This is a genomic window from Mangrovivirga halotolerans (genome assembly GCF_026241165.1).
GTDB lineage: Bacteria > Bacteroidota > Bacteroidia > Cytophagales > Cyclobacteriaceae > Mangrovivirga > Mangrovivirga halotolerans.
In genome coordinates this window covers 232,215-255,987 of record NZ_JAPFQN010000001.1, presented here as the reverse complement: position 1 = coordinate 255,987, position 23,773 = coordinate 232,215, and the positions used below count along the sequence as shown (strand labels likewise).

The 23,773-nt window shown below is 36.6% G+C and carries 21 protein-coding genes; 13 read left to right on the top strand and 8 right to left on the bottom strand.

What is annotated here, in order from left to right:
- Positions 1 to 5: 5 nt before the first annotated feature.
- Genes OO013_RS01015 through OO013_RS00995 form a run of 5 tightly spaced genes read left to right on the top strand, consistent with a single transcriptional unit; the run spans position 6 to position 5,430 of the window.
- Positions 6 to 2,420, top strand: coding sequence for a PAS domain-containing hybrid sensor histidine kinase/response regulator (locus OO013_RS01015; RefSeq protein ID WP_266054656.1), 2,415 nt, complete (start codon positions 6 to 8; stop codon positions 2,418 to 2,420).
- Positions 2,421 to 2,425: 5 nt separating this feature from the next.
- Positions 2,426 to 2,803 carry a response regulator gene (locus OO013_RS01010; RefSeq protein ID WP_266054655.1) on the top strand — a complete coding sequence of 126 codons (378 nt, stop codon included), beginning with the start codon at positions 2,426 to 2,428 and terminating at the stop codon, positions 2,801 to 2,803.
- 1 nt (position 2,804) lies between these two features.
- A complete protein-coding gene (locus tag OO013_RS01005) occupies positions 2,805 to 3,080 on the top strand; it encodes a hypothetical protein (RefSeq protein WP_266054654.1) in 276 nt (91 codons plus the stop codon).
- Complete coding sequence (locus OO013_RS01000) at positions 3,077 to 3,838, top strand: MBL fold metallo-hydrolase (RefSeq protein ID WP_266054653.1); 762 nt, start codon at positions 3,077 to 3,079, stop codon at positions 3,836 to 3,838. The genes OO013_RS01005 and OO013_RS01000 overlap by 4 nt, the downstream gene beginning before the upstream one ends.
- Before the next feature lie 2 nt (positions 3,839 to 3,840).
- Positions 3,841 to 5,430, top strand: a complete 1,590-nt coding sequence (locus tag OO013_RS00995) for an NFACT RNA binding domain-containing protein (protein ID WP_266054652.1) — start codon at positions 3,841 to 3,843, stop codon at positions 5,428 to 5,430.
- Between the two features lie 27 nt (positions 5,431 to 5,457).
- Here the strand turns inward: OO013_RS00995 and pyk are convergent, their stop codons facing one another.
- The gene (gene pyk / locus OO013_RS00990) at positions 5,458 to 6,894 is read right to left on the bottom strand and encodes a pyruvate kinase (protein WP_266054651.1); all 1,437 of its coding nucleotides are present in this window, start codon (positions 6,892 to 6,894) and stop codon (positions 5,458 to 5,460) included.
- Between the two features lie 3 nt (positions 6,895 to 6,897).
- Entirely contained in the window at positions 6,898 to 7,320 is a 423-nt protein-coding gene (locus tag OO013_RS00985; RefSeq protein WP_266054650.1) for an IPExxxVDY family protein, read from the bottom strand.
- 245 nt (positions 7,321 to 7,565) lie between these two features.
- Between OO013_RS00985 and OO013_RS00980 the strand changes: the two genes are divergently transcribed.
- The 5 genes from OO013_RS00980 to miaA are packed head-to-tail and all read left to right on the top strand — an operon-like array spanning position 7,566 to position 12,615.
- The gene (locus OO013_RS00980; protein ID WP_137090375.1) at positions 7,566 to 7,802 is read left to right on the top strand and encodes an acyl carrier protein; all 237 of its coding nucleotides are present in this window, start codon (positions 7,566 to 7,568) and stop codon (positions 7,800 to 7,802) included.
- 37 nt (positions 7,803 to 7,839) lie between these two features.
- Positions 7,840 to 9,090, top strand: coding sequence for a beta-ketoacyl-ACP synthase II (gene fabF / locus OO013_RS00975; protein WP_266054649.1), 1,251 nt, complete (start codon positions 7,840 to 7,842; stop codon positions 9,088 to 9,090).
- A complete protein-coding gene (gene rnc / locus OO013_RS00970; protein ID WP_266054648.1) occupies positions 9,090 to 9,836 on the top strand; it encodes a ribonuclease III in 747 nt (248 codons plus the stop codon). The genes fabF and rnc overlap by 1 nt, the downstream gene beginning before the upstream one ends.
- 12 nt (positions 9,837 to 9,848) lie before the next feature.
- Positions 9,849 to 11,696 (top strand): NAD(+) synthase, encoded by a 1,848-nt coding sequence (gene nadE, locus OO013_RS00965; RefSeq protein ID WP_266054647.1) that lies wholly within the window; start codon positions 9,849 to 9,851, stop codon positions 11,694 to 11,696.
- A gap of 7 nt (positions 11,697 to 11,703) precedes the next feature.
- The gene (gene miaA, locus OO013_RS00960) at positions 11,704 to 12,615 is read left to right on the top strand and encodes a tRNA (adenosine(37)-N6)-dimethylallyltransferase MiaA (RefSeq protein WP_266054646.1); all 912 of its coding nucleotides are present in this window, start codon (positions 11,704 to 11,706) and stop codon (positions 12,613 to 12,615) included.
- Positions 12,616 to 12,630: 15 nt separating this feature from the next.
- Here the strand turns inward: miaA and pfkA are convergent, their stop codons facing one another.
- Positions 12,631 to 13,605 carry a 6-phosphofructokinase gene (gene pfkA / locus OO013_RS00955; RefSeq protein ID WP_266054645.1) on the bottom strand — a complete coding sequence of 325 codons (975 nt, stop codon included), beginning with the start codon at positions 13,603 to 13,605 and terminating at the stop codon, positions 12,631 to 12,633.
- Between the two features lie 107 nt (positions 13,606 to 13,712).
- Here pfkA and OO013_RS00950 point away from each other — a divergent pair, with 107 nt between their 5' ends.
- Positions 13,713 to 15,014 carry a glycosyltransferase family 4 protein gene (locus tag OO013_RS00950; protein WP_266054644.1) on the top strand — a complete coding sequence of 434 codons (1,302 nt, stop codon included), beginning with the start codon at positions 13,713 to 13,715 and terminating at the stop codon, positions 15,012 to 15,014.
- A 74-nt stretch (positions 15,015 to 15,088) separates the two neighbouring features.
- On the opposite strand, the gene OO013_RS00945 is transcribed toward OO013_RS00950, so the two are convergent.
- On the bottom strand, positions 15,089 to 17,536 hold the full coding sequence (locus OO013_RS00945; protein ID WP_266054643.1) for a YfhO family protein: 2,448 nt from the start codon (positions 17,534 to 17,536) through the stop codon (positions 15,089 to 15,091).
- A gap of 176 nt (positions 17,537 to 17,712) precedes the next feature.
- Between OO013_RS00945 and ffh the strand changes: the two genes are divergently transcribed.
- Positions 17,713 to 19,044: a signal recognition particle protein gene (gene ffh / locus OO013_RS00940; protein ID WP_266054642.1), complete on the top strand. Its 1,332-nt coding sequence runs from the start codon at positions 17,713 to 17,715 to the stop codon at positions 19,042 to 19,044.
- Positions 19,045 to 19,155: 111 nt separating this feature from the next.
- Here ffh and OO013_RS00935 read toward each other — a convergent pair whose 3' ends face one another.
- Both OO013_RS00935 and OO013_RS00930 read right to left on the bottom strand, forming a co-directional pair.
- Positions 19,156 to 20,133, bottom strand: coding sequence for a pyruvate dehydrogenase complex E1 component subunit beta (locus tag OO013_RS00935; protein WP_266054641.1), 978 nt, complete (start codon positions 20,131 to 20,133; stop codon positions 19,156 to 19,158).
- Between the two features lie 137 nt (positions 20,134 to 20,270).
- Complete coding sequence (locus tag OO013_RS00930) at positions 20,271 to 22,052, bottom strand: tetratricopeptide repeat protein (protein WP_266054640.1); 1,782 nt, start codon at positions 22,050 to 22,052, stop codon at positions 20,271 to 20,273.
- Positions 22,053 to 22,156: 104 nt separating this feature from the next.
- Between OO013_RS00930 and OO013_RS00925 the strand changes: the two genes are divergently transcribed.
- Positions 22,157 to 22,411 (top strand): PspC domain-containing protein, encoded by a 255-nt coding sequence (locus OO013_RS00925; protein WP_305067168.1) that lies wholly within the window; start codon positions 22,157 to 22,159, stop codon positions 22,409 to 22,411.
- Here OO013_RS00925 and OO013_RS00920 read toward each other — a convergent pair.
- Together OO013_RS00920 and OO013_RS00915 are read right to left on the bottom strand one after the other, a co-directional pair.
- Positions 22,398 to 23,432, bottom strand: coding sequence for a glycosyltransferase family 2 protein (locus OO013_RS00920; protein ID WP_266054639.1), 1,035 nt, complete (start codon positions 23,430 to 23,432; stop codon positions 22,398 to 22,400). The two genes, OO013_RS00925 and OO013_RS00920, sit on opposite strands and share 14 nt — an antisense overlap.
- A 5-nt stretch (positions 23,433 to 23,437) precedes the next feature.
- Positions 23,438 to 23,773 carry a YbaB/EbfC family nucleoid-associated protein gene (locus OO013_RS00915; protein WP_266054638.1) on the bottom strand — a complete coding sequence of 112 codons (336 nt, stop codon included), beginning with the start codon at positions 23,771 to 23,773 and terminating at the stop codon, positions 23,438 to 23,440.

The following is a 23,773-nucleotide window of genomic DNA, read 5'->3' as shown; positions in this document are numbered from 1 at the left end:
AAATAATGGCAGAGGATTATCAAAATTATACAAAACAACAATTGATCTCAAAGATCCGGGAGCTTGAAGAAGCAAATTCTCCTGAAAATAAAAAACTGCATGCTCAGCAAGAAACTAAAAAAAGGAGAGAGGAGCTGACCGGATTATTGAATAATGCTGACCTGATGACTATTACCATTGGTCTTGGAGGTATTATACAACATGTTAATAATAATACCTGCAATGAGCTTGGCTATAGAAAAGGAGATTTAATTGGGAAGGATGCATTTGATATATTTGTTACAGATTCTCATCGGGATGATCTCAGGTTGATATTTGACCAGATATTTAGGGGTAGGATGGTGCAGCAAGGGTTTCACCTTCAGGTAAAACGCAGGAACGGTTCGATAATGCCTGTTAAATTCCGCTCCCTGTTATTTTATAATGAGGAGGAGATTGTTGAATCGATAACTATTATCGGTGAAAATATCGAAGATCAAATCCATGCTCGTGAAGCATTAAGACTTAGTGAAGAGAAATTCCGAAAAATCTTTGAATATTTCCAGGATATCTATTTCAGGTGTGACCTTGATGGAACTCTTACAATGTTAAGTCCCTCTGTTGAAGAACACACAGGATATTCACCTGGTGATCTGGCAGGAAAGAATATATCTGATTTTTATCTTTTTAATCCCAAGACTAAGGATCTGATAAGGAGATTAATACAGCATCAGCGAGTTAGAGATTTTGAAGTTAGTATTATACGCAGGAATGGAACAATCTTACAATGCCTGTGTAATATTAGGTTCATCTACAATGATCTAGGTAAACCAGAGCAGATTGAAGGTGTGGCAAGAGATATTACTCAATTAAAAAGAGCAAATATCGATTTAATGAATGCCAAAGAGATCGCTGAAAAATCATTGAAAGTAAAGGAACAGTTTCTTGCCAATATGAGTCATGAGATCAGGACGCCAATGAATGGTATAATTGGTATGCTCGATCTTATCTCAGATACTCATTTGGATCAGGAACAAAAGAAGTATATCGGAATTATAAAAAAATCATCTGGTACTTTACTTAATATTTTGAATGATATTCTTGATCTGTCCAAGATCGAAGCCGGGAAAATGCAGATCAAAAAGTCTCCAGTTAATATTGAGGATCTGCTGGACAAATCAAAGTCATTATTTTCACAGAAAGCTGAAGAAAAGGGGATTAAATTTAAGTATCATCTTCATAAGTCGGTGCCGGAATACCTGATGGCCGATGAAACCCGGCTGCTTCAGATCATGTCAAACCTTATTAGCAATGCGATTAAATTCACAAATACTAATGGAGCTATTGACTTAAATATCAGATCTAAATTTAATAGTGAAGGCAAACATCTAATCAGGGTTGAAGTATGTGATTCGGGGATAGGTATACCGCCTGACCAAATTAATGAGTTGTTTAAGTCTTTTAATCAACTTGATAATAGTACCACAAAGAATTATGGAGGTACCGGGCTTGGCTTAGTTATATCAAGAAGGTTATCGAAGCTGATGGGAGGTGATATAGGAGTGTCGTCAGCTCCCGGCATGGGCTCGATGTTCTGGTTTACTTTTCAGGCCAATGAAACCGAGGCTCCTGAAATAGAAGAAAGACCAATAGAGGAATATTCATCAAAGAATTATTTTGAACACCCTCCTAAGATTTTATTGATAGATGATAATTTGGTTAACCGACAGGTTGCCGGAGAAATTCTTCAAAAATCGGGTTGTAAAGTTACCATGGGGGATAGTGGCCTGAAAGCAATTGAGTATCTGACTGATGAAAAGTTTGATATAGTTTTTCTTGATATTCAAATGCCTGATATGGATGGTGTTGAAACCTTGCAAGAATTATTAAATAGAGATCTGCTAAATGAAACGCCTGTTGTTGCAATGACCGCCTATTCCATGCAAGATGACAGAGAAAGATTTTTAAAGAGTGGGTTTGACGATTATCTGCCTAAACCAATAAAGGCAAAAGATTTGATAAATAAGGTGAAATCTTTGATGGGGGTTGATCTTAAAAGGGCGCAGGACGATATAAAAAATAACGAAGAACAGCGACCTCGTCTTATCGTCAACGAAAGAACAGTAGCAGAACTTGAAAAATACGGAGGTAAGGAATTAATTGATCAGGTTTTTAATGATTTTAAAACTGAAACAGTCGAACTGATTAGAGAGATAGAATCAGGATTGATGAAACGAGATTATGATATAATCAAGAAAAGTTTACACACTATCAAGGGTAATGCCGGAACCCTTGGTATTGAGAAGGTTGCAGGAATCGCTGAAGTCATCGAAACACGCATTAAACAACAAAATTATGAAGGTCTCATTGAGGATATTTCGTATTTAAAATCTATATTTGGAGAATTCAGAAATAGTTATCAGAGTATATTAAACCTCTAAAAGAGATGTCATCAGCAAAAAAAGTTTTGATCGCGGAAGATAGTTCAGTAATCCAAAATCTTACTAAAAAAATACTAACAATACAGAATTATAAGATCACTTCTGCTAAAAATGGCGAAGAAGTAATCAAATCATTGAAGGATACTGATTTTGATGTGATTCTTATGGACATTAACATGCCAAAGATGGATGGTATGGAATGTGCCAGGCAGATCAGATCAATGGACGACAAAGAAAAAGCAAATACACCTATCATTGCGATTACAGGTAATGCTAAAAATTATTCTATGGATGATTTTACTTCAGTGGGTATAAATGATTATATACCAAAGCCAATCAATTTTGATACATTAGTAAAAGCAGTTAAAAAATACACTTCATAATATGGAAGTAAAGTATACTAAGTCGTTTTTAAATAAGCTTGAAGATGTTTTTGCTGAGTCTGATTATATCCTTCGGTATGAAAAAGGCAATTTTAAATCGGGTTACTGTATACTTAATGATAATAAGGTAGTAATTGTTAATAAATACTATACACTTGAAGGGAAAATAAGTTGCCTGATTGAAATTCTTAGTCAGGTAGATTTAAACACCAAAGACCTGTGTGATAAAAATCGAAATTTTTATTTAGAACTCACACAAACTTCACTTAAGCTTTGAGGATAACTTTTTTAGGCACCGGAACATCACAGGGCGTACCGGTTATTGGATGCGAATGTGAGGTATGCAGATCAATTGATTTTCGTGATAAGCGATTAAGAACTTCAATCCACGTTGAAGTCGATGGTAAAAGTTTTGTAATAGATACTGGTCCTGATTTTCGGCAACAAATGATCAGGGAGCGAATACATGATCTTGATGCTGTGATTTTCACTCATGAACACAAGGATCATGTAGCTGGGTTAGATGATGTAAGAAGCTTTAATTTCCGGCTTAAGAAGCATATGCCTTTGTATGCCACTCAAAGAGTAATCAATCAGCTTGAAAATGAATTTCATTATGCTTTTGGGGAAATAACCTATCCCGGTGCTCCAAGGTTTGAAATCAATCAAATTGAGAACAAACCTTTTAATGTCCAGGGTGTAGAGTTTATACCTATTGAGGTTTATCATTATAAATTACCTGTTCTTGGTTTCAGAATTAAAGATTTCACTTACATTACTGATGCAAACAGTATATCTGATGAAGAATTGGAAAAAGTAAAAGGATCACGAATACTCGTTCTTGATGCACTTCAACGAGAAAAACACATTTCTCATTTTACCTTGGATGAAGCTGTTGACTTAATCCAAAAAGTAAATCCGGAACAAGCCTATTTGATCCATATTAGTCATCGAATGGGCAGACACAAGGTTGTTGATGAAGAACTTCCTGAAAACATATCACTAGCTTACGACGGTCTTAAGATCAAATTGTAACCATGCATTTAACAGCCTATTTTATTTCAGATCAGGCAAATGAATTGAATAATTATTTTAGGGGAGGTGATGAGCCACATTACCTGGCTGAATGTTATTCACAAAACCGGGACGAAGTCATTTTCGGGTTTGCAAATTCTTCGAATGAATTTTACATTAAAGCCAGTTTTGATCCTAAATACTCATTTTTAAGTTTTCATTCCGATCAAAGTCGTGCAAATAGAAATTCTGTAGAATTATTTACGGAATTACTGGATAAAAAAGTAGTAGGAGTCTCTGAAATTAGAAATGAAAGGGCCTTTACCATTGATTTTACAGATGGATTTCGTTTGCTTTTTAAATTATTCGGGAATAGATCAAATATCCTGCTTTTTAAAGAAGAGGAACTAATTTCATTATTTCGAAATGATCTTCAGGCAGATAAGGATTTAAATTTAAATGATCTTGGTAATGTTCTGGATTTAAGTACCGAATCTATTATACAAAGATTAAAAGAGAACAAACCTCCCATTGTTTTATGGGATAAGGATATTTTAAAAGTCTTTAAAGAAAAAACTCAGGCTATTGAAGATATCAATGATCAGGCTGAAGCTGCATTATCCCTGCATGATGAATTGTCAGAAAGTGATCAATATTCAGTGATATTCGATCAGGAAAAATCAAATTACATTCTTTCGTTGTTAAATCCGGAGCATTACGAAAATGATAATGTGAAATTTGTAACCAAGGATCCATTAGAAGCATCAACGAAATTATTTTATTCTTTCATAGGTGTTTTCGCCCTTTCAGAGCTTAAAAAGAAGATCAATTCATATATTGATAAAAGGCTTAAGCAAACCAGATCATATATTAAAAAGTCTGAAAAGAGGCTTGAGTATCTTGAAAATGAAGCCAGGTTCCGGCAATTTGGAGATATTTTAATGGCAAATATGCATAGTATTTCTCCAGGTATCAAAAAGGTTGAACTTCAGGACTTTTATAATAATAACCAATTAGTTGAAATCCCTTTAAAAAAAGGTCTCTCGCCTCAGAAAAATGCTGAAAACTATTATAGAAAGGCAAAAAATCAGGAAAAAGAAATAGAAATGCTTTTCGAAAAGATTGAAGAAAGTAATGAAAGAATTGACGAATTAGATTCGCTTAAAAAGTTTATTCAAAATGAAAACGACCTGAAAGCATTAAAAAAGACAGTAAAAAATCTGGGGCTTGATTCAAAAGGCAGGCAGACTGAAATAATAAAGCCATACAAACCGTATGAAAAGGACGGGTTCCAGATATGGGTCGGGAAAAATGCCTCTGCAAATGATGAACTGACTTTAAAATACGGCTACAAAGAAGATTTATGGTTACATGCAAAGGATGTGCCCGGTTCCCATGTATTAATTAAGCACCAATCGGGTCGGGAAATTCCCCGGGCAGTAATAGAATATGCTGCTGCATTGGCTGCTAAATATAGCAAGAGAAAAAACGAAACATTATGCCCTGTTATAGTGACTCCAAAAAAGTATATAAGAAAGGTGAAGGGGAGTCCTGCAGGTGCTGTAAAGGTAGATAAAGAAGAAGCGGTACTCATGATTGAGCCCGCTCCATAAAATTTTATTAATATTCCCAATACCGGATCAGATCATATCTATTTTTAAGGTATTGGTTCTTTTCTTTTCTTCTAAAGGCATACTGGCCATCTGTACTATAAGGTCTCCTTTTTCTACATACCCCATCTTTTCGATGATCTTTTTCTGATCTTCGAAGGTTTCATCGGTAGTTGGACCCCCATCATAATAAACACCTCTCACGCCCCATACAAGGCTCAGGACATTCAATAATTTCTTATTACTGGTAAAGATGAATATACTTGCCTTCGGTCTGTGACAAGAGGCTCTAATGCCTGTATAGCCTGAGTTGGTGATGCCGAATATAGCTTTTGCTCCGGTTCTTTTTGCAAGACGACATGCCACAAGGACAAGATTGTCACTAACAAAAGTAGGCGACTCGTCTCTTACGTAACTGGTATGGTGGAAATATATGCTTTCTGTTCTCGATTCAACAATGCTAATCGTCTTAGCCATACTGGTTACAGATTCTACCGGGTATTTACCAGCTGCACTCTCAGCTGAAAGCATAATAGTATCTGCTCCATCCATTACGGCATTCGCAATGTCATTTGTTTCAGCCCTGGTGGGTCTTGGGTTTTCAATCATGCTTTCCATCATCTGAGTAGCGATGATCACGGGTTTGCCCATCAGATTACATTTGTGTACAATGCTTTTCTGTATAGTAGGAACTTCTTCCATCACCACTTCAACACCAAGGTCTCCACGGGCAACCATAATAGCATCAGTAACCTCAATAATTTCGTCGATATTTGCTACAGCCTGAGGTTTTTCAATTTTCGCAATGACCCTTGCAGATCGGCCTGCATCTGAAATTCGTTCCTTAATATCCCGAACATCATCAGCCTTTCTGACGAAAGAAAGGGCTATCCAGTCAACATCCTGTTCCAGTCCGAATTCAAGATCTTTTTTATCTTTTTCAGTTAAAGAAGGAGCAGAAACTTCTGATTGAGGCAGGTTGATTCCTTTTCTTGATTTTAGAGGGCCACCATATACGATTTCAGTAACAATTTCAGTAGGATTTGTGGAAATCACTTTTAATTCGATCTTACCATCGTCTATGAGGATCATTTCACCCGGTTTTACATCATTGACGATGTCCTTGTAAGTTGTTCCGATTCTTTCAGCGTTACCAACAATGTCCTCGGTAGTTATTGTTAATTTATCACCTTCCTTGATGATTACCTCACCGTTTTCAATTTCCTGTGTCCGGATCTTAGGTCCTTGAAGGTCCTGAAGTAAGGCGACATGAGTTCCAAGTTCATCATTGAGTTCGCGGACATATTGAATGACTTTTTTATGGTCATCGTGAGTCCCATGAGAAAAATTAAGCCTGAACACATCTGCTCCTGCTTTTATAAGTTTTCTCAACATATCCTTATTGTTACTGGCGGGACCAACAGTAGCAATTATTTTAGTTTTATTAAACTTTATTTCGTCTGACATGAGTTAAAATAATAGGTTTTCTTTTGACTTAATCTGTGTGTAATTTATTGGTGTTATAAAGTTTATTTCATTTAAGGTCTTGATTTTATTAATTATTTCATCGGCATTAAACGAATCACTTTCCTTAATAAGAAACAGGAAATCAAATTGTTTTAATTCAGGGATTAAAAACAAATTCCCCACGCGTTCATGATTGGTAGCTTTGTTTTCTATTAACTTCAGGTATCCAGCAGGTGTTTCATAAAGATAATTACAAATTTCAATATTTTCATTACCGCTTTCAAGTTGAAAATCATTTTCTTTCACCAACTGAATATTTAAAATTTTATTTAAAAGCCACGCTAACTTGTAAGCTTTAAGAGTACAAGATATCCCAACTGCCTTAAAATCAATAATTAAGCTTTTTTCAAGCTTGGTTTTCTTCATTCCTGTTTAATTTTCAATGTTAACAAGCATTTCCTGACTCACAATAATAGCCTGGAGAAAAAGTACATTCAAACAAGGATAATTTAGTTATTTTTGAATATTTTAGTTACTGTATTGCGAAATAGTTAAGAAATAACATCAAATAAGTCAGTTATTGCTTTTATTAATAACTTTATTGAATTTGTTTGATTTTATAACATTAAATCTATTTCTTTGCAGTGGATTTTAACTAAATACTTTTAGCGATGTCTGAAATAGCACAAAAAGTAAAAGCAATTATCGTTGATAAGCTTGGTGTAGAAGATTCAGAGGTAACACCTGAAGCAAGCTTTACAAATGACTTGGGAGCAGATTCCCTTGACACTGTTGAACTGATCATGGAATTTGAAAAAGAGTTCAATATTTCTATTCCTGATGACCAGGCTGAAAACATTCAGACTGTAGGTCAGGCAATCAGCTACCTCGAGGAAAACGTTAAGTAATTCTTATCTAATCTAAACGTATTTCATTTCACATTATATGAAATATACGAGACGAGTTGTTGTAACAGGAATTGGCGCGCTGACTCCAATCGGTAATACTGTCCAGGAATACTGGGGCGGTTTAGCGAAGGGAGTCAGTGGTGCTGCTCCTATAACCCGCTTCGACGCAGAGAAGTTTAGAACTAAATTTGCGTGCGAAGTCAAAAATTTCGACCCGAATGACCATTTGGATCGCAAAGAGGCGAGAAAAATGGATCCATATACATGGTACGCGATGGTCACGGCTGAAGAGGCTTTTAACGATAGTCAGTTAAAAGATTTCGATTCTGACCGTGCCGGAGTGATCTGGGGTTCAGGAATTGGTGGATTAAGGACTTTTACTGATGAAGTAATGTCTTTTGCCAATGGTGATGGAACACCTAGATTCAATCCATTCTTTATTCCGAAAATGATCGCTGATATTTCAGCGGGTTATATATCAATCAAATATGGCTTTAGAGGTCCTAACTTTGCTACGGTTTCTGCCTGTGCATCGTCTACTAATGCTATTATTGATGCAATGAATTATATCAGATTAGGACATGCTGATATCATTATGACTGGAGGGTCTGAAGCTGCTGTTACCGAACCAGGTATGGGTGGTTTCAACTCAATGAAAGCGCTTTCTGAGCGCAATGATTCACCAGAAACTGCATCAAGACCGTTTGATAAGGATAGAGATGGTTTCGTTCTTGGAGAAGGTGCTGGTGCACTGGTTCTCGAAGAATATGAGCATGCAAAAAAACGAGGAGCGAAAATATATGGCGAAGTGATCGGTGGAGGTATGTCTGCTGATGCTCATCATATTACCGCCCCACACCCTGATGGACTTGGAGCAACTAATGTTATGGTCAATGCATTGAGAGATGCAGAGATTGATCCTTCAGAGGTACAATATATTAATGTGCATGGTACTTCAACTCCTCTGGGAGATATGAGTGAAGTGAAAGCCATACAAAAAGTATTTGGTGATCATGCATATAATCTTAATATTTCATCTACAAAATCGATGACCGGTCACCTCTTAGGTGCTGCTGGTGCAATCGAATCTATCGCATGTTTGATGGCGATAAATAAAGGGATTATTCCTCCGACCATTAATCATTTCACTGATGATGAGGAGATTGACGGACGATTGAATTTTACCTTTAACGAAGCACAGGAAAGAGAAGTAAACATTGCCCTTTCGAATACCTTTGGTTTTGGAGGTCATAATACTTCAGTGATATTCAAAAAAATGGTTGATTAGTGTGGAGATTGCTTCCTCGCATCATAGCGAAATTTAAATACCGTAAAGGTAAAAATAAAAAACTTTCAGAAGCTGTAAGGAATATTGTCGGGTTCAGACCCGTCAATATTCACTTATACTTCTTAGCCTCTCAACATACCTCTGTAGCACAATTTAATGTAGCTGGTAAGCGGGATAGTTATGAACGACTTGAATTTCTGGGCGATGCCGTCCTGGGAATGGTAGTAGGTGAGTATCTATTCAATAAATATCCGTATAAAGACGAAGGGTTTTTGACGGAGATCCGTTCAAGAATCGTCAATAGGGAAAGCCTCAATAAGCTTGCTAAGAAAGTTGGAGTAAGTAATTTTGTTGAATACAATCCCGGTGGGAAAAAACATAATTACAAATACGTATTTGGCAATTCTCTAGAAGCTCTTATCGGAGCAGTTTATTTAGACCACGGATATCACAAGTGTAGAAAGTTTATAATCAGACGATTGATTATTCCTCATTACGATTTAGAAAAGCTTATTAAGCAAAATACCAATTTCAAATCAAGAGTGATTGAGTGGTCTCAAAAAAATAATACCTCTATTGATTTTGTTGTTCAGGAAATCGAAACCGAAGGCCATCTAAAGGAATTTAAGGCCGAATTGATCGTAGATGGCAATAAACTTAGTGAAGGTATTGGTAATAGTAAGAAAAAAGCTGAACAAATTGCTGCAGAACGTGCTATAGATAGTATCTTCGATAAGAAAGATTAATATCTTTAGTTTATGAAAAAAATGCGTTTGGCAGGTGCCGCTCTAAATCAAACTCCCTTAGAATGGAAAAGTAATCTGGCTAATATCAAAGAAGCCATTTTACAAGCTAAAAATTCCGATGCAGATATTTTATGTCTTCCAGAACTATGTATCACCGGATATGGCTGCGAAGATCTTTTCTTGAGTGACTGGCTCCCTGAAAAAGCTTTTAAGAAATTGGAAGATATTGCTACCTGGGTAGAAGATTGTTTTACAATAGTGGGTTTACCTGTTAGATTTAAAGGTAAAACCTATAATTCAGCAGTTGCTATTTATCAAGGTGAAATTCTGGGGTTTTATTGCAAGCAATTTCTGGCTGATGAAGGGGTCCATTATGAACCTAGATGGTTTTCACCATGGCCTGCAGAGTATGTTCATTATATTGAGTTTAACGGACGTAATTATCCAATAGGAGATATCACTTTAGATCATAAAGGGATAAAAATAGGGTTTGAGATATGCGAGGATGCCTGGAGGGGAGAAGAAAGACCAGGTTACCGGTTAAAAGAACAAGGTGTTGACCTGATACTTAATCCCAGTGCTTCTCATTTTGCTTTTGGGAAAAGCCGGTTTAGAGAGCATCTGATTGTTGATAGCAGCGAGATATTTGACTGTGTTTATTTATATTCAAATCTTCTCGGCAATGAAACAGGACGGATGATCTTTGATGGTGAAGTTTTTATTGCCCAAAAAGGTAAGCTTATTCAAAAAAATCGCAGGCTTTCTTTTCAATCAGTGAATCTGGTAACAGCTGATGTTGATTTTAGCGGTGAAGAGGTGCCTCAGGAGTTAGCCTATGATGACCAGGATAAATACCTTGAATTTGATAAGGCTATCGCGTTAGCGCTTTTTGATTACCTTAGAAAAAGCCACAGTAGAAGCTTTGTCCTTTCATTGAGTGGGGGAGCTGATAGTGCATGCTGTGCTATAATGGTTGCTGAAATGGTAAGAAGGGGAGTAGAAGACCTGGGGATCGAAGGATTCATAGCTAAATCAGGTATTGCTGATCAGGGCTATGAAAATGTTGAAGACCTGACTAGGAATATGTTGTATACAGCATATCAGGCTACCAAAAATTCATCTGAAGAGACTTTCCTGGCTGCAAAAGAAATTGCAGAATCAGTTGGGGCTACTTTTTATTCCTGGAGTATTGATGATGTAGTTGAGGATTACACAAAGATCTATGAAAATACCACAGGAGAAGAGTTAACATGGGAAGATCATGATATTCCCTTGCAAAATATTCAGGCAAGGTCCAGGGCACCTATGATCTGGTTATTGACCAATGTGAAAAAAGGATTGTTGTTAGCTACCTCTAACCGTAGTGAAGGTGATGTAGGATATGCCACCATGGATGGCGATACTTCTGGAGGTATATCTCCAATTGCCGGAGTTGACAAAACATTTATTAGAAACTGGTTAAAATGGGCAGAAAAGGAACGTGGGTTTTATGGATTAAATAGAGTAAATAGTTTATCTCCAACAGCTGAACTAAGACCTTCAGAACAGCAGCAAACTGATGAGTCGGATCTTATGCCTTATCACATCCTTAGTAAAATAGAAAGAGAAGCTATTTTTCACAGAAAATCTCCAGTTGAAGTTTATGAAACTCTGAACTTTGAAAATCTCTGTGAAAAAGAAACTTTGAAGAAATATATTATAAAATTCTTTAAGCTCTGGTCTATTAATCAATGGAAAAGAGAAAGATTTGCACCTTCATTTCACCTTGATGAATTTAATGTTGATCCAAAAACCTGGTGCAGGTTTCCGATTTTAAGTGGTGCTTTCAATGAAGAAATAGAGGAGTTAAAAAACTTTTAAATCTATTATGGCTAACCCACTTGTAGTTTTTATAGGAGGACCAACAGCAAGCGGTAAAACCGGACTGGGGATATCGCTAGCAAAAAGATATTCAACTTTTGTGATCAGTGCGGATTCCAGGCAGATGTACCAGGAAATGACTATTGGTACCGCAAAACCATCGTCTGATGAATTATCAGAGGTAAAGCACTTTTTAGTTGATGACAGAAGTATCGAAAACCCTATGAATGCCGGGGATTTTGAAAGAGAAGCCCTGGATATAATAAAGCAATCAGATAATGAGATAATATTTGTTGTTGGCGGTACCGGATTATATATGAAAGCACTCTATGATGGCTTAGATGATTTTCCGGAAGTTCCTTCTGAAATAAGGGAAGAGTTAAATCAGAAATATGAAACCTCCGGGATAGAGGATTTACAAAAGGAATTAAAATCAGCGGATCCGGAATATTACCAGGTAGTTGATTTAAATAACCCGAGAAGGCTAATAAGGGCTTTAGAGGTAATTAAAGCCTCTGGCCAGAAGTACTCAGTCCTTAGAAAGGGTACGTCCGGTAGAAGCGATCTAAACACTCTTAAATTGGCAGTAGAGGTTGATAGGGAGAGATTGTATCAACGTATTAATCATAGAATGGATAAAATGATTGATAAAGGATTATTTCAAGAGGCCGAATCTTTATATGAATTTAAAGAATTGCAACCGTTAAAAACTGTGGGTTACCAGGAGGTAATCAGTTATCTGGATAATGAATACGATTATGAAGAAGCAGTGAGGTTGCTGAAGAGAAACTCACGAAGATATGCTAAAAGACAGCTGACCTGGTTTAAGAGAGAGAATTTTGAATGGATAGATCCAAAAGATTTTGATTCAATAACAGAAAGAATTGATAAAGAACTAGAGAAAATAAAAAAGGGCTGAAAAACAGCCCTTTTTTTATATACTTAATATTTCTACCATTCGGATAAGGTCTTTATTTAATGGTTTTTGTTTGGTAATGCTATCTCCAAATGATGTGAACGTAACTTCATCATTGATCACACCAACCATAACACCGGTTTTGCCGTCCCTTAATCCCTCTACAGCTGAAAGTCCTAATCTACTAGCCAGGATCCTGTCCTGAGCTGTAGGAGTTCCACCTCTTTGTACGTGTCCTAAAATGGTTACTCGGATATCCTTAAGATCTTTAACTTTTGCTTTAACTTTTTCAGATATTTCAAAGGCGTTACCTTCTTCATCTCCTTCAGCAATTACAACGATACTTGAAGTTTTGCTACGGCTCCAGCCTTTTTGAAGCGCTTCAATTACTTCATTAATTGTAGTTTTTGTTTCAGGAACCATGACCATTTCTGCACCACCACCAATTCCGGACTGAATTGCTATATAACCAGAGTCGCGACCCATAACTTCAATAAAAAATACCCGGTCATGTGAATCTGCTGTATCTCTGATATTATCTACTGCGCTTAGAGCTGTATTAACTGCTGTGTCAAAACCAATGGTTTTGTCAGTGCCATAGATGTCATTGTCAATAGTACCAGGGATTCCAATAACAGGAATACTATACTCTTCATAGAATATTTTAGCTCCGGTAAACGTACCATCACCTCCAATTGCTATTAATGCATCAATGCCAAATTTTTTCAAATTGTCATAAGCCTTTTTTCTTCCTTCAGGCTCCCTGAACTCCTGACATCTGGCAGATTTGAGTACTGTTCCTGCTCGTTGAATAATGTTACTTACAGAATGAGAGTTAAGAGGTATTATATCACCTTCAATCATTCCCTTATATCCATATCTTATGCCGTATACTTCAATACCATAGTAAATGCACCCTCTGACTACCGCTCTCAATGCAGCGTTCATACCCGGCGCGTCACCACCTGAAGTAAATACACCAATTTTTTTCATGCCTATTTTACCCTTTTTAAATTAATTCGCATAATATTAATTTATTTTCAATTCATGCGGTAACTTCAAAATTTATATTTGCAAAGATTTGACAAAACTTAAATTAAATGCACAATATTTTAATAATTTCTTATTATTGGCCTCCCAGCGGAGGGGGAGGAGTACAACGATGGTTAAAATTTACCAAATATTTACCAGAGTTTGGTGTAAAACCTATTGTCTTTACTCCGGAAAATCCAACGTTTGCATTCAAAGATGAGTCACTTCTGAAAGATATAGATGAAGAACTGGAAGTTATAAAATTCCCTATTTGGGAGCCTTATAAATTGTTGCCGGGGAAATCAGATAGTGAGAAAAAAGCCGGGCAGGCTTTTGATAATAAAAACCGAACACTTTTCCAGGAAATGATTGTCTGGGCCAGAGGTAATCTTATTGTTCCTGATCCACGAGTATTTTGGGTAAAACCATCAGTTAAATTTTTGTCTCAATGGCTTAAAGATAGAAATATCGACATGATTATTTCTACTGGCCCACCTCATAGCATGCATTTAATTGGTCAGAAATTGAGTAAAAAAACTGGCATACCATGGATTGCTGATTTTAGAGATCCGTGGTCTGAATGGCATCAGTTAAAACATCTGAAGGTTTCTTCTCCGGTATTGAAAATTCACAGAATGTATGAAAAAAAGGTGTTTAAAAATGCAAAAGCGGTTATCACTGTAAGTCCTGGAATGGGTGATGATCTCCAAAGATTAGGTGCAAGAAATGTCAAAGTAATTAGTAATGGATTTGATCACGAAGATATCCCGGAGAAATTAAATGAACTGTCACCAAATAAATTTTTAATTTCATACGTCGGTACAATTGATGATCTGAGAGATCCCAAGCCATTTCTAAAGGCATTAAAGCAATGGCTGGATGAATATCCGGCACGTATTGAAGAAACAGAAGTTAGGATTCACGGCATAATAAGCGAGTCATTTTTTGGTAATATGCTTACTGATCCGACATTAGATAGAGTTGTTAAAATTGGAGAATATCTGTCACATGATGAGGTATTTGATCTGGTTGGACAATCAGCAGCTCTTCTTCTTTTGCTATCAAAGTTTGCGAACAGTAAAGGGTTTTTGACAGGCAAATTATTTGAATATGTCGCATCAGGAAGACCAATCATTGGCGTGATAGACGAGGAAGGTGATGCTGCGGAATTAATCAGAGATGGTGAGTATGGATGGGTTGCCGATCCTGATGATATTAATAAAATTAAAGCGAATATTGATTTGGCCTATAATCAGTATAAAGATAATAGTAAAGATGGATATAAGATTCGTAAGGAGTCACCCTATTCAAGAAAAAACCTTTCAAAGAAACTTGCCTCAGTTATTACAGAGGAGATCGGAAAGAATTGAATTTTTAGATAGATGAACAAAAAAAGAGGCAACTGAATTTAATCCAGTTGCCTCTTTTCATATTTGTTTTTTCTTTAATCTTTTTTACTAACGAAGGAGGAACCTATTCCAATAATAAGAACAATAATTAATAGCCATGAACTTGTTGCAGTTATTGGATTCAGACTATAATATACTTCAGGACGGAAATTTAAAATAATTTCAAAATCTCCGCTGCTATCAATTTCAATTGCTCTTAATAAATAGTTTACTCTTTTAATAGGGGTTTCTTTTCCGTTTACTGTAGCCGTCCAACCTTCCGGATAAAATATATCACTAAATACAAATACTGCTTTTCCGCTGGTTTTTGCATTATAAACAAGGTTGCTTGGTTCATATTTCGTCAGAGAAATCTGAGCATTTGCATTATAGCTGCCTGGAGTCACTTTGTACTCATCATCAGAATACACAAGTGCTGTAGATTCAGTATTGACCGATGAAAGATTTTCAAGAACAGCCTTAGCCGAATTTAATTCTTTCACTTGAGATACTGCCCATGCCGGACCATTTGCCTCCGGGTTTTTTATTACCTGTTCTGCATTATTACCATACTTTATATATTTGGTGTTAAGCATATTGATAACAGGAATTGAGTTGAAGGAAGCATTTCCAGACTGTAGGTTTTGAACCAGACTTTGCATTTCAGGACTAATATTATATTCTATCAGATCCTGGTACCTACCTAATTTTGCACCGTGATAACCACCAATTGATTCATGGAAATAAGAAGTTCTCGCTTCGTTAAATGGGTTGGCCAGGTTTAATACGCGGTAATGCTCTGCCGGGTCGGATAAAATTGCTTGATCCGCCGGGGTTTTTGTTATGTTTAATGCATTTCTCGCTTTAACAAAATTTTTGTCACCAAAATATCTATTGTCTACACTCCAATGATCAATGAGCACTAAAACGATGATAGCTATCATTCCAATGTTCAGGCTGATTTTCTTTTTCATGGTAAAGAAAATTGCTGCTGCAGCAAGCAATACATAAATCAACGATCTGAAGCTGTCAGCCCTCATAAGAGCAACTCTGTCCTCCTTGAGAGCTTTCGTGAACCATGCAGGAGCATTTAATTGTTGATCTATAGCTCCTGAAGTATTAATCCCACCGGAAACTAAAATTACCAATAAGCAAATGCCAGATGCTACTCCTACACCAATTAAAAACTTCTTTTGTATCGCTTTGTTGAATTCATTTTTTAATAATTCATTTAAGCCTATAAAACCTAAAAGGTTTATTGCAAAAATGGTAATGATAATTGTGAAAGTAACCGATCTGAATTTATTGTAAAGAGGAAAGTGATCAAAAAGGAAGTAATTAAGGGTTGGGAAGTTATCTCCCATGGATAAAAATATACCGATAACTGATATTGTAACAATCCACCATTTATTTCTTGAGTCGGCAAATATGATCCCTATTATAAACAGGAAACAGGAAATTGCACCAGCATAATATGGAGCTGTAAGTCTTTGATCACCCCAGTAAGTAGGTAAGCTTTTTATTTGAGAACGAATCTGATTTTGAGGAAAGCCCTGTGCAGCCATTGCATTGGCTACATTACTATCTTCACTTAGTTCTTCACCTTGTGAACCTCCATAAATGTTCGGGATGAATATAGTCATCCATTCAAATGTTCCATTACTATACTCGAAAGCATAATCCTTTGAAAGCCCTGTTTGATCTACCGATTCTATAGGTGATTTTCCTCGAATAGAATATTTACTGTATTTGTATGTAGCAGCCATTTCACCAGCGAATGTTCCAACACCTATAATTGCAGCGACAACCAAAATTCCTACTTTTTTCAATAGTGAAGAGAATTGATTTTCCTTAATAGCAAATACTAATTCATTAATACCAAAGGCAAAAACAATAAATAATAAGTAATAAGTTATTTGGAGGTGATTCAACCTGAGGTGTAGAGCTAAAGCAGCAGCAGTTAAAGCGGCTCCCAAAAGAAGTTTATCCCTGAAAACCAGTTTAATTCCTGCAAGTACGAGAGGCATATAAGCAATAGCTCCTATTCGGGCATTATGACCAGCACTTAGGCCAATGATTATAAAACTTGAAAGTCCAAATGAGATTGCTCCGGCTATTGCAATGTATGGTCTGACTTTATAAGAGAGCAACAAAATATAAAATGACAGAAATGCAATAAAGATCATTTTTACCGGGTGAGGTAATGCAATACTGAATATTTGATGTAACGCTTTTACAGGACCATTGCTCCAGTTTACATTCACAAGGTAGGCCGGCATTCCGCTAAACATACCATCGGCCCACAATGTTTCTTTGTCAGAGTTTTCTCTATATTCAATAACAGATTGTGCTCCGCCTTTCCATTGAGTAATATCGTGCTGGTTAATAGCCATATTATCAAAGAAAACCGGAGAAAAGAATCCTACAGTTATAAGTAAGAAAACAATAATTGCTATAATATGAGGAAGAACTTCCGAAGCGAAATTTATTTTTTTCAATTTCATTATTGAGATGATTTATTTCTTTGCCTATCCTTTATAAAAAATACCTTTCTGACGCAGGTGTACTTAAAATCTAATTGTAAATTTGAGGCAATATCAGCAAGGATTTTGGATTATACAATTCATGGGCTGTTAAATGAGGTAATTTTGCTTATTTTTGCGACAAAATAAAACTGGATATGTTCGAAAATCTTTCATATAAATTAGATAAGGCCTTTCAGACGTTAAAAGGTAAAGGTCAGATCACCGAGATCAACGTAGCTGCCACAGCTAAAGAAATACGTCGGGCATTAATTGATGCCGATGTTAACTATAAAGTAGCGAAGGAAGTTACTGATACGATAAAAGAAGAAGCTCTTGGCAAAGATGTACTCACTACAGTTTCTCCAGGTCAGTTATTAATTAAGATCACTAATGATGAACTGACTAAACTAATGGGAGGGAAGCAGGAAGATATATCTCTTGAGGGATCACCTGCAACTATTCTTATCTCAGGTCTTCAGGGTTCAGGTAAAACTACTTTTAGTGGTAAACTTGCTAATTATCTGAAAAAGCAGGGACGTACAGTTTTACTTGTAGCCTGTGATATTTACCGTCCTGCAGCGATCGATCAGCTGAAGGTATTAGGTGAGCAAATAGGAGTTGAAGTTTATTCGGAACCTGAAAATAAAAATGCTGAACAGATTGCAGAAAACGCAATTAAATATGCGAAGGACAATGGGAAGAGCACGGTAATTGTCGATACGGCCGGTCGTTTGGCGGTTGACGAGCAAATGATGAATGAGATCGAAGGATTGAAAAAATCACTCGACCCATCAGAAACTCTCTTTGTTGTTGACTCAATGACAGGTCAGGATGCTGTTAATACTGCAAAAGTATTTAACGAGCGATTGGATTTTGATGGTGTTGTACTTACCAAATTAGATGGTGATACCCGAGGTGGTGCTGCTCTTTCAATCCGGACTGTTGTAGATAAACCAATTAAGTTTATCTCAACAGGAGAGAAAATGGACGCCATCGATAAATTCTTCCCTGAGCGTATGGCAGGAAGGATTCTTGGAATGGGTGATGTTGTGTCTTTAGTAGAGAAAGCGCAGCAAACTTTTGATCAGGACGAAGCTCAAAGGCTTAATAAAAAGATCAGGAAAAATCAGTTTGATTTTGAAGATTTCTTATCTCAGCTACAGCAGATTAAAAAGATGGGTAATCTTAAAGACCTGATGGCTATGATACCTGGAATGGGGAAAGCAATTAAAAATCTTGATATTGACGACGACTCATTTAAACCGATAGAAGCAATAATCTTTTCTATGACTCCGGAAGAAAGGTCAAATCCTGATGTTATCAATGGTAGCCGACGACAAAGAATTGCAAATGGTAGTGGGACTACTGTTCAGGAAGTGAACAAGCTGCTAAAGCAATTTAATGAGATGAAGAAAATGATGAAAACAATGAATAAAATGTCCGGAAATAAGCGGGCAATGTCTGCAATGAACATGTTTAAAAAATAATTCTGGAGAAGTTAAAGAAACAAAACCCGAAGGAACACTTCGGGTTTTTTTATGCCATAAAAAAAGGCCTTTTTAAAAGGCCTTTGAAATATTTATTTGAGTGCTTAAAGATTATCTGTATAAAACAGCATTTACAGCATCAATAGTTCTTTTAACATTTGGTAAAGTTGCTTCAATCAAAGTAGGAGCATATGCCAAAGGAATATCTTCATTGGTAACTCTTTTAACAGGAGCATCCAGATAATCAAATGCATAATGCTGGATATGGAAAGCAATTTCTGAAGAAATAGAAGCCAAAGGCCATGCTTCTTCTACTACTACCAATCTATTTGTTTTCTTTACAGACTCTACGACTGTTTTATAATCAATAGGTCTCACAGTTCTAAGGTCGATTACTTCGGCTGAGATATTATCTTTACTTAGTTCATCAGCTGCCTCAAGAGCTATTTTCATCATTTTGCCAAATGAAACGATTGTCACATCATCGCCTTCACGTTTGATATCTGCAACACCAAGAGGAAGTAAATACTCATCTTCAGGTACTTCTCCTTTGTCTCCGTACATCAATTCAGATTCCATGAAAATAACCGGATCATCATCTCTGATAGAAGATTTTAATAATCCTTTAGCATCATACGGATTTGATGGAACTACAACTTTTAAACCAGGAGTATTTGCATACCAGTTTTCGAAGTTTTGTGAATGCTGAGCAGAAAGCTGTCCTGCATTACCCGTAGGTCCTCTAAATACCATCGGAACAGGTACCTGTCCACCAGACATGTAAAGCATTTTAGCTGCAGAGTTAATTACCTGGTCGATTGCTACAAGTGAAAAGTTGAAGGTCATGAATTCAATGATAGGTCTCAGGCCATTCATCGCTGCACCAACTCCAATACCAGCAAATCCAAGTTCCGTAATTGGTGTATCAATAACTCTTTTTGCACCAAATTCATCCAGCATACCCTGGCTAACCTTATAAGCACCATTGTACTCAGCTACTTCTTCACCCATGAGAAAGACATTTTCATCTCTTCTCATTTCTTCTGACATAGCTTCGTTAAGTGCTTCTCTGAACTGTATTTCTCTCATTTTTAACTTCGTTTCAAAACTGGACAAAAATAGCAATTACAAGCTAATAATAAAAGCTATTATCTATTTAGCGTTTTGTGAGTAAATAAAAAAAGGTTGCCCTTATGGACAACCTTCTTATTAGAATTATAAATTTCTTATTTCAATGCCTCAGTGAAAGCAGCGTTTCCAGCTACTGCAGCAAATTCAAGATCTGAAAGAGCTTTTTGCTTCAGTGATGGATCAGCTGTTACAGCTTCTTTAAGGTGAGAAACAACTTGATCAACATTGTTGCTTCTAGCCGCAGCTACTGCAGCAGCATAATGTGCTTTTGCAAAATCGCTATCAGCTGCAATTGCATCCTCGAAAGAAGACATTGCTTTTTGAGTTTCTCCGTTTAACAACTGTGCTAAACCTTTGTTGAATAGGTTAGTAGCAGTTTCATTTGCGTTAGAAAGAGAAGTTGTAGCAGGTCCGTACTCAGCCATCATGATTTGAAGAGCACCCTTCACACCATTTAGACCAGCCTGGTTATCTGCACTTGCACCCATTCCGTCAGCAGCCATTGCTGTAGCATAAGCCTTTTGAGTGTTGCCCTGCATAGCGTAAGCAGTTGCAAGGTTAATGTGAGCTGGTGCATTTTCTTCCATTCTGTTAGCAATTTCAGCTTCGTTTATAGCTGAAGAAACCATTGCATCATCACCTGATTCATTTGCTTTCTCAAGATAAACAGCTGCAAGGTTGTTGTGTGCTACCCAATTATCTTCTTTTTCGATTGCTGCTTTGTAAATAGCTTCTTTCTCATCAAGAGAAGGAGTTAAAGTAGCACCGTAAAGAAGCTCTTCCATAGAAAGAGTATCAGAACTAGCATTTCCTTCAGCTATACCTTTAGCAAGTACAGAAATTTCAGCATCTGTTTTCTTCTCTTTTACTGTTAAGATTTCAGTCTCTGAGAAACGTAACTGAGGATAAACATCTCTGAACATTTTTCTGTAGAAAGGAAGGTCATGTAACTGATCTTCTTTTTCTTCGAATACACCAGGACCATTTACGATATCGTAAACCTGCTGTTTCTCTTCTTCAGTGATTCCATCATAGTTTGCTAATGAATCTTTTAATGGAGTCCAGTCGCGAACAACTTCTTTAAGAATAAAGTTGATGCTGTCAGCAGCTCCTTTGTAATCATATCGATCCATTTGATCTTTATAATACTTTTCGATTACCTCAGCACGGTTTCCTGCAAGATCAGTGTTAACTGTTTCAGGACCTTCTGGAGAGTGAGAACCAGTGATAGTCACAGTTCTTGTTACGTTCTTCTCAGCGATGAAGCCTCTGAATTGTTCACCTCTGTCACTTCTTCTCTCAGAACTTCTCAATACTGAGCTTCCTTGTAAGAAGTAAAAATTAATTTCAGTTGGGATTAATTCTTCCTGATTGTTATATCCATGATCCGCATAAGCAGCGAAAAATGGCTCTTCAACCAATTTAGAAGTTGTAATTATTCCAGGAGCAACTGTCATTCTCTCAGTTTCCTTGAATTTTCCATTTTCAGGATTTGAAGCAACGCCCATTACCTGAAGTTCACCTTTGCTCATCGCTGGCTCGTAAGGGAAAGAAAATGTTTTGCTTTCTCTTGGTTGCTCTTCGCTTGCATTAGGATAATCTTCAGCTTTGAATGAAACTTCTCCTACACTTACTTCTTGATCACCATAAACATAATAGTTTTTGATGGTGTACACTTTGCCTTTTTTCAGCATCTTAACAGGAAGTACTGCAGACATTTCATACTCAACTGTATCTGCATGAACCTCTAATGGGTTCGGAGTTACAGTCAATTGTTGCTCCTTAGCCGACTTCGTCATCTGGCTAAGACTACAACCTGACAATGCCAACATTCCTGTGATGGCAGCGGCAAAGACTAGTTTTCTCGCTTGAGTCATAATTTAAAGAAATTTTGATTGATCGTGTTTTCTTAATTTAAAGCTCAAATATGTTAAATTATTTGATTTCTACAAAATAAATGGACTTCATATCCTCCTATTCAATGAAAACAATTATATTTGATACTATGAAATTGAAGCTTGTGGATAAAATACAGGAATATTTTGAGAAGCGCGCCTTTGGTGTTTGTAGTGCACTGGGCGATAAACTTGGAATTGCTTCTTCAAGTGTACGTCTATATTTTATCTATGCCTCCTTTTTAACTTTCGGGTCTCCTTTGATCTTATATCTTGTGTTGGCATGGATAGTAAATATTCGTAAACATTTGCGAAGACGGAATAATACTATTTGGTATTAATTTTTGTTTCCAATTCCTCAAAAGCACTTTTACCTTTTAGATAATGTTCCAGAATCAATGAGGCATTCAGGACACCCGACATTTTTGTGCTTTCTGAGGCTGATTTAATATCATGCCTTTGACTTATCAAGTTACGAAATTCTGAGTAGACTTTAAAATGAGCCCTAATTACTGCCCAAAAGTGTTTAATTCCACTGTCAAAGGAGATTTTAATTGCAGCAGGTGCATCTAATAGCAAACGTAGAAAGAATATCCATATCCACTTTCTTCCAGGATAATTCCGTATAATCATCCGTAGATTATTTCTGAAATTAAGATAGGTTTTAAATGGCGATTGCTTTTGTAATGTACCACCTCCAAGATGGTATACTGTGCTTTCAGGAATACAATAAAGTTGTTTGTCTAATTTCTGGATTCTCCAACATAGATCTATTTCCTCCATATGAGCAAAAAAATCTTCAGCAAATCCTCCTGATTTTTCAAAAATGCTTCTTCTGATCAGCATGCAGGCTCCTGATGTCCAGAAAACTTTAGTTGGGTAATCATATTTCCCTGTATCTTTCTCCAGATGATTAAAAATTCTACCCCTGCAAAACGGGTAGCCTAGTTTGTCAATAAATCCTCCTGCAGCTCCTGCATATTCAAAATACTCGGGTTCCCGCAGAGAAAGGATCTTTGGCTGTACTGCAGCTACATCAGGGTTTTTGTCAAGAAAATCAACTAAAGGGCTAAGCCAGTTTTTTGAAACTTTAATATCTGAATTTAATAATAAAAGGTATTCATTATTAATGTTTTGAAGTCCTCGGTTGTAGCCGCCTGCAAAACCGTAATTCTTATCGAGCTCTATAATCTTTATAGTTGGATGATTTTCCTTAATCCATTCTACAGAATTATCAGTACCTGCGTTTTCAATTACATAAATATCAGCTAAATCAGAACTTTCCTTAATTACTCCCGGTAAATAATTTTGTAAATGGGGGAGGCCATTGTAGTTTAGAATAGCAATTGCAGTTTTTTTCATTCAGCTTACTTCATTAAGCTATCCAGGTCAAGACCGGGGATATTCGGAATCATTCCTTCTGTTTTGGATTTCATATGTGCTCTTGCCTCTTCCTCAGCTTGTTCCATTGCTTTATTAATAGCAGCTACTGTAAGGTCCTGGATCATTTCTCGATCATCAGGATTGATAAGGGATTCATTGATTTCAATTGATATTACCTGCTTTTGACAATTTACAATAGCAGTAACCATTCCGGCTCCGGCCTCGCCTTTTACCTGAATGTTGGCAAGTTCTGCTTTTGCCTCTTCCATTTTCTTTTGGGCTTCTTTGATTTTGCCCATCATATTCCCTAGATCAAACAT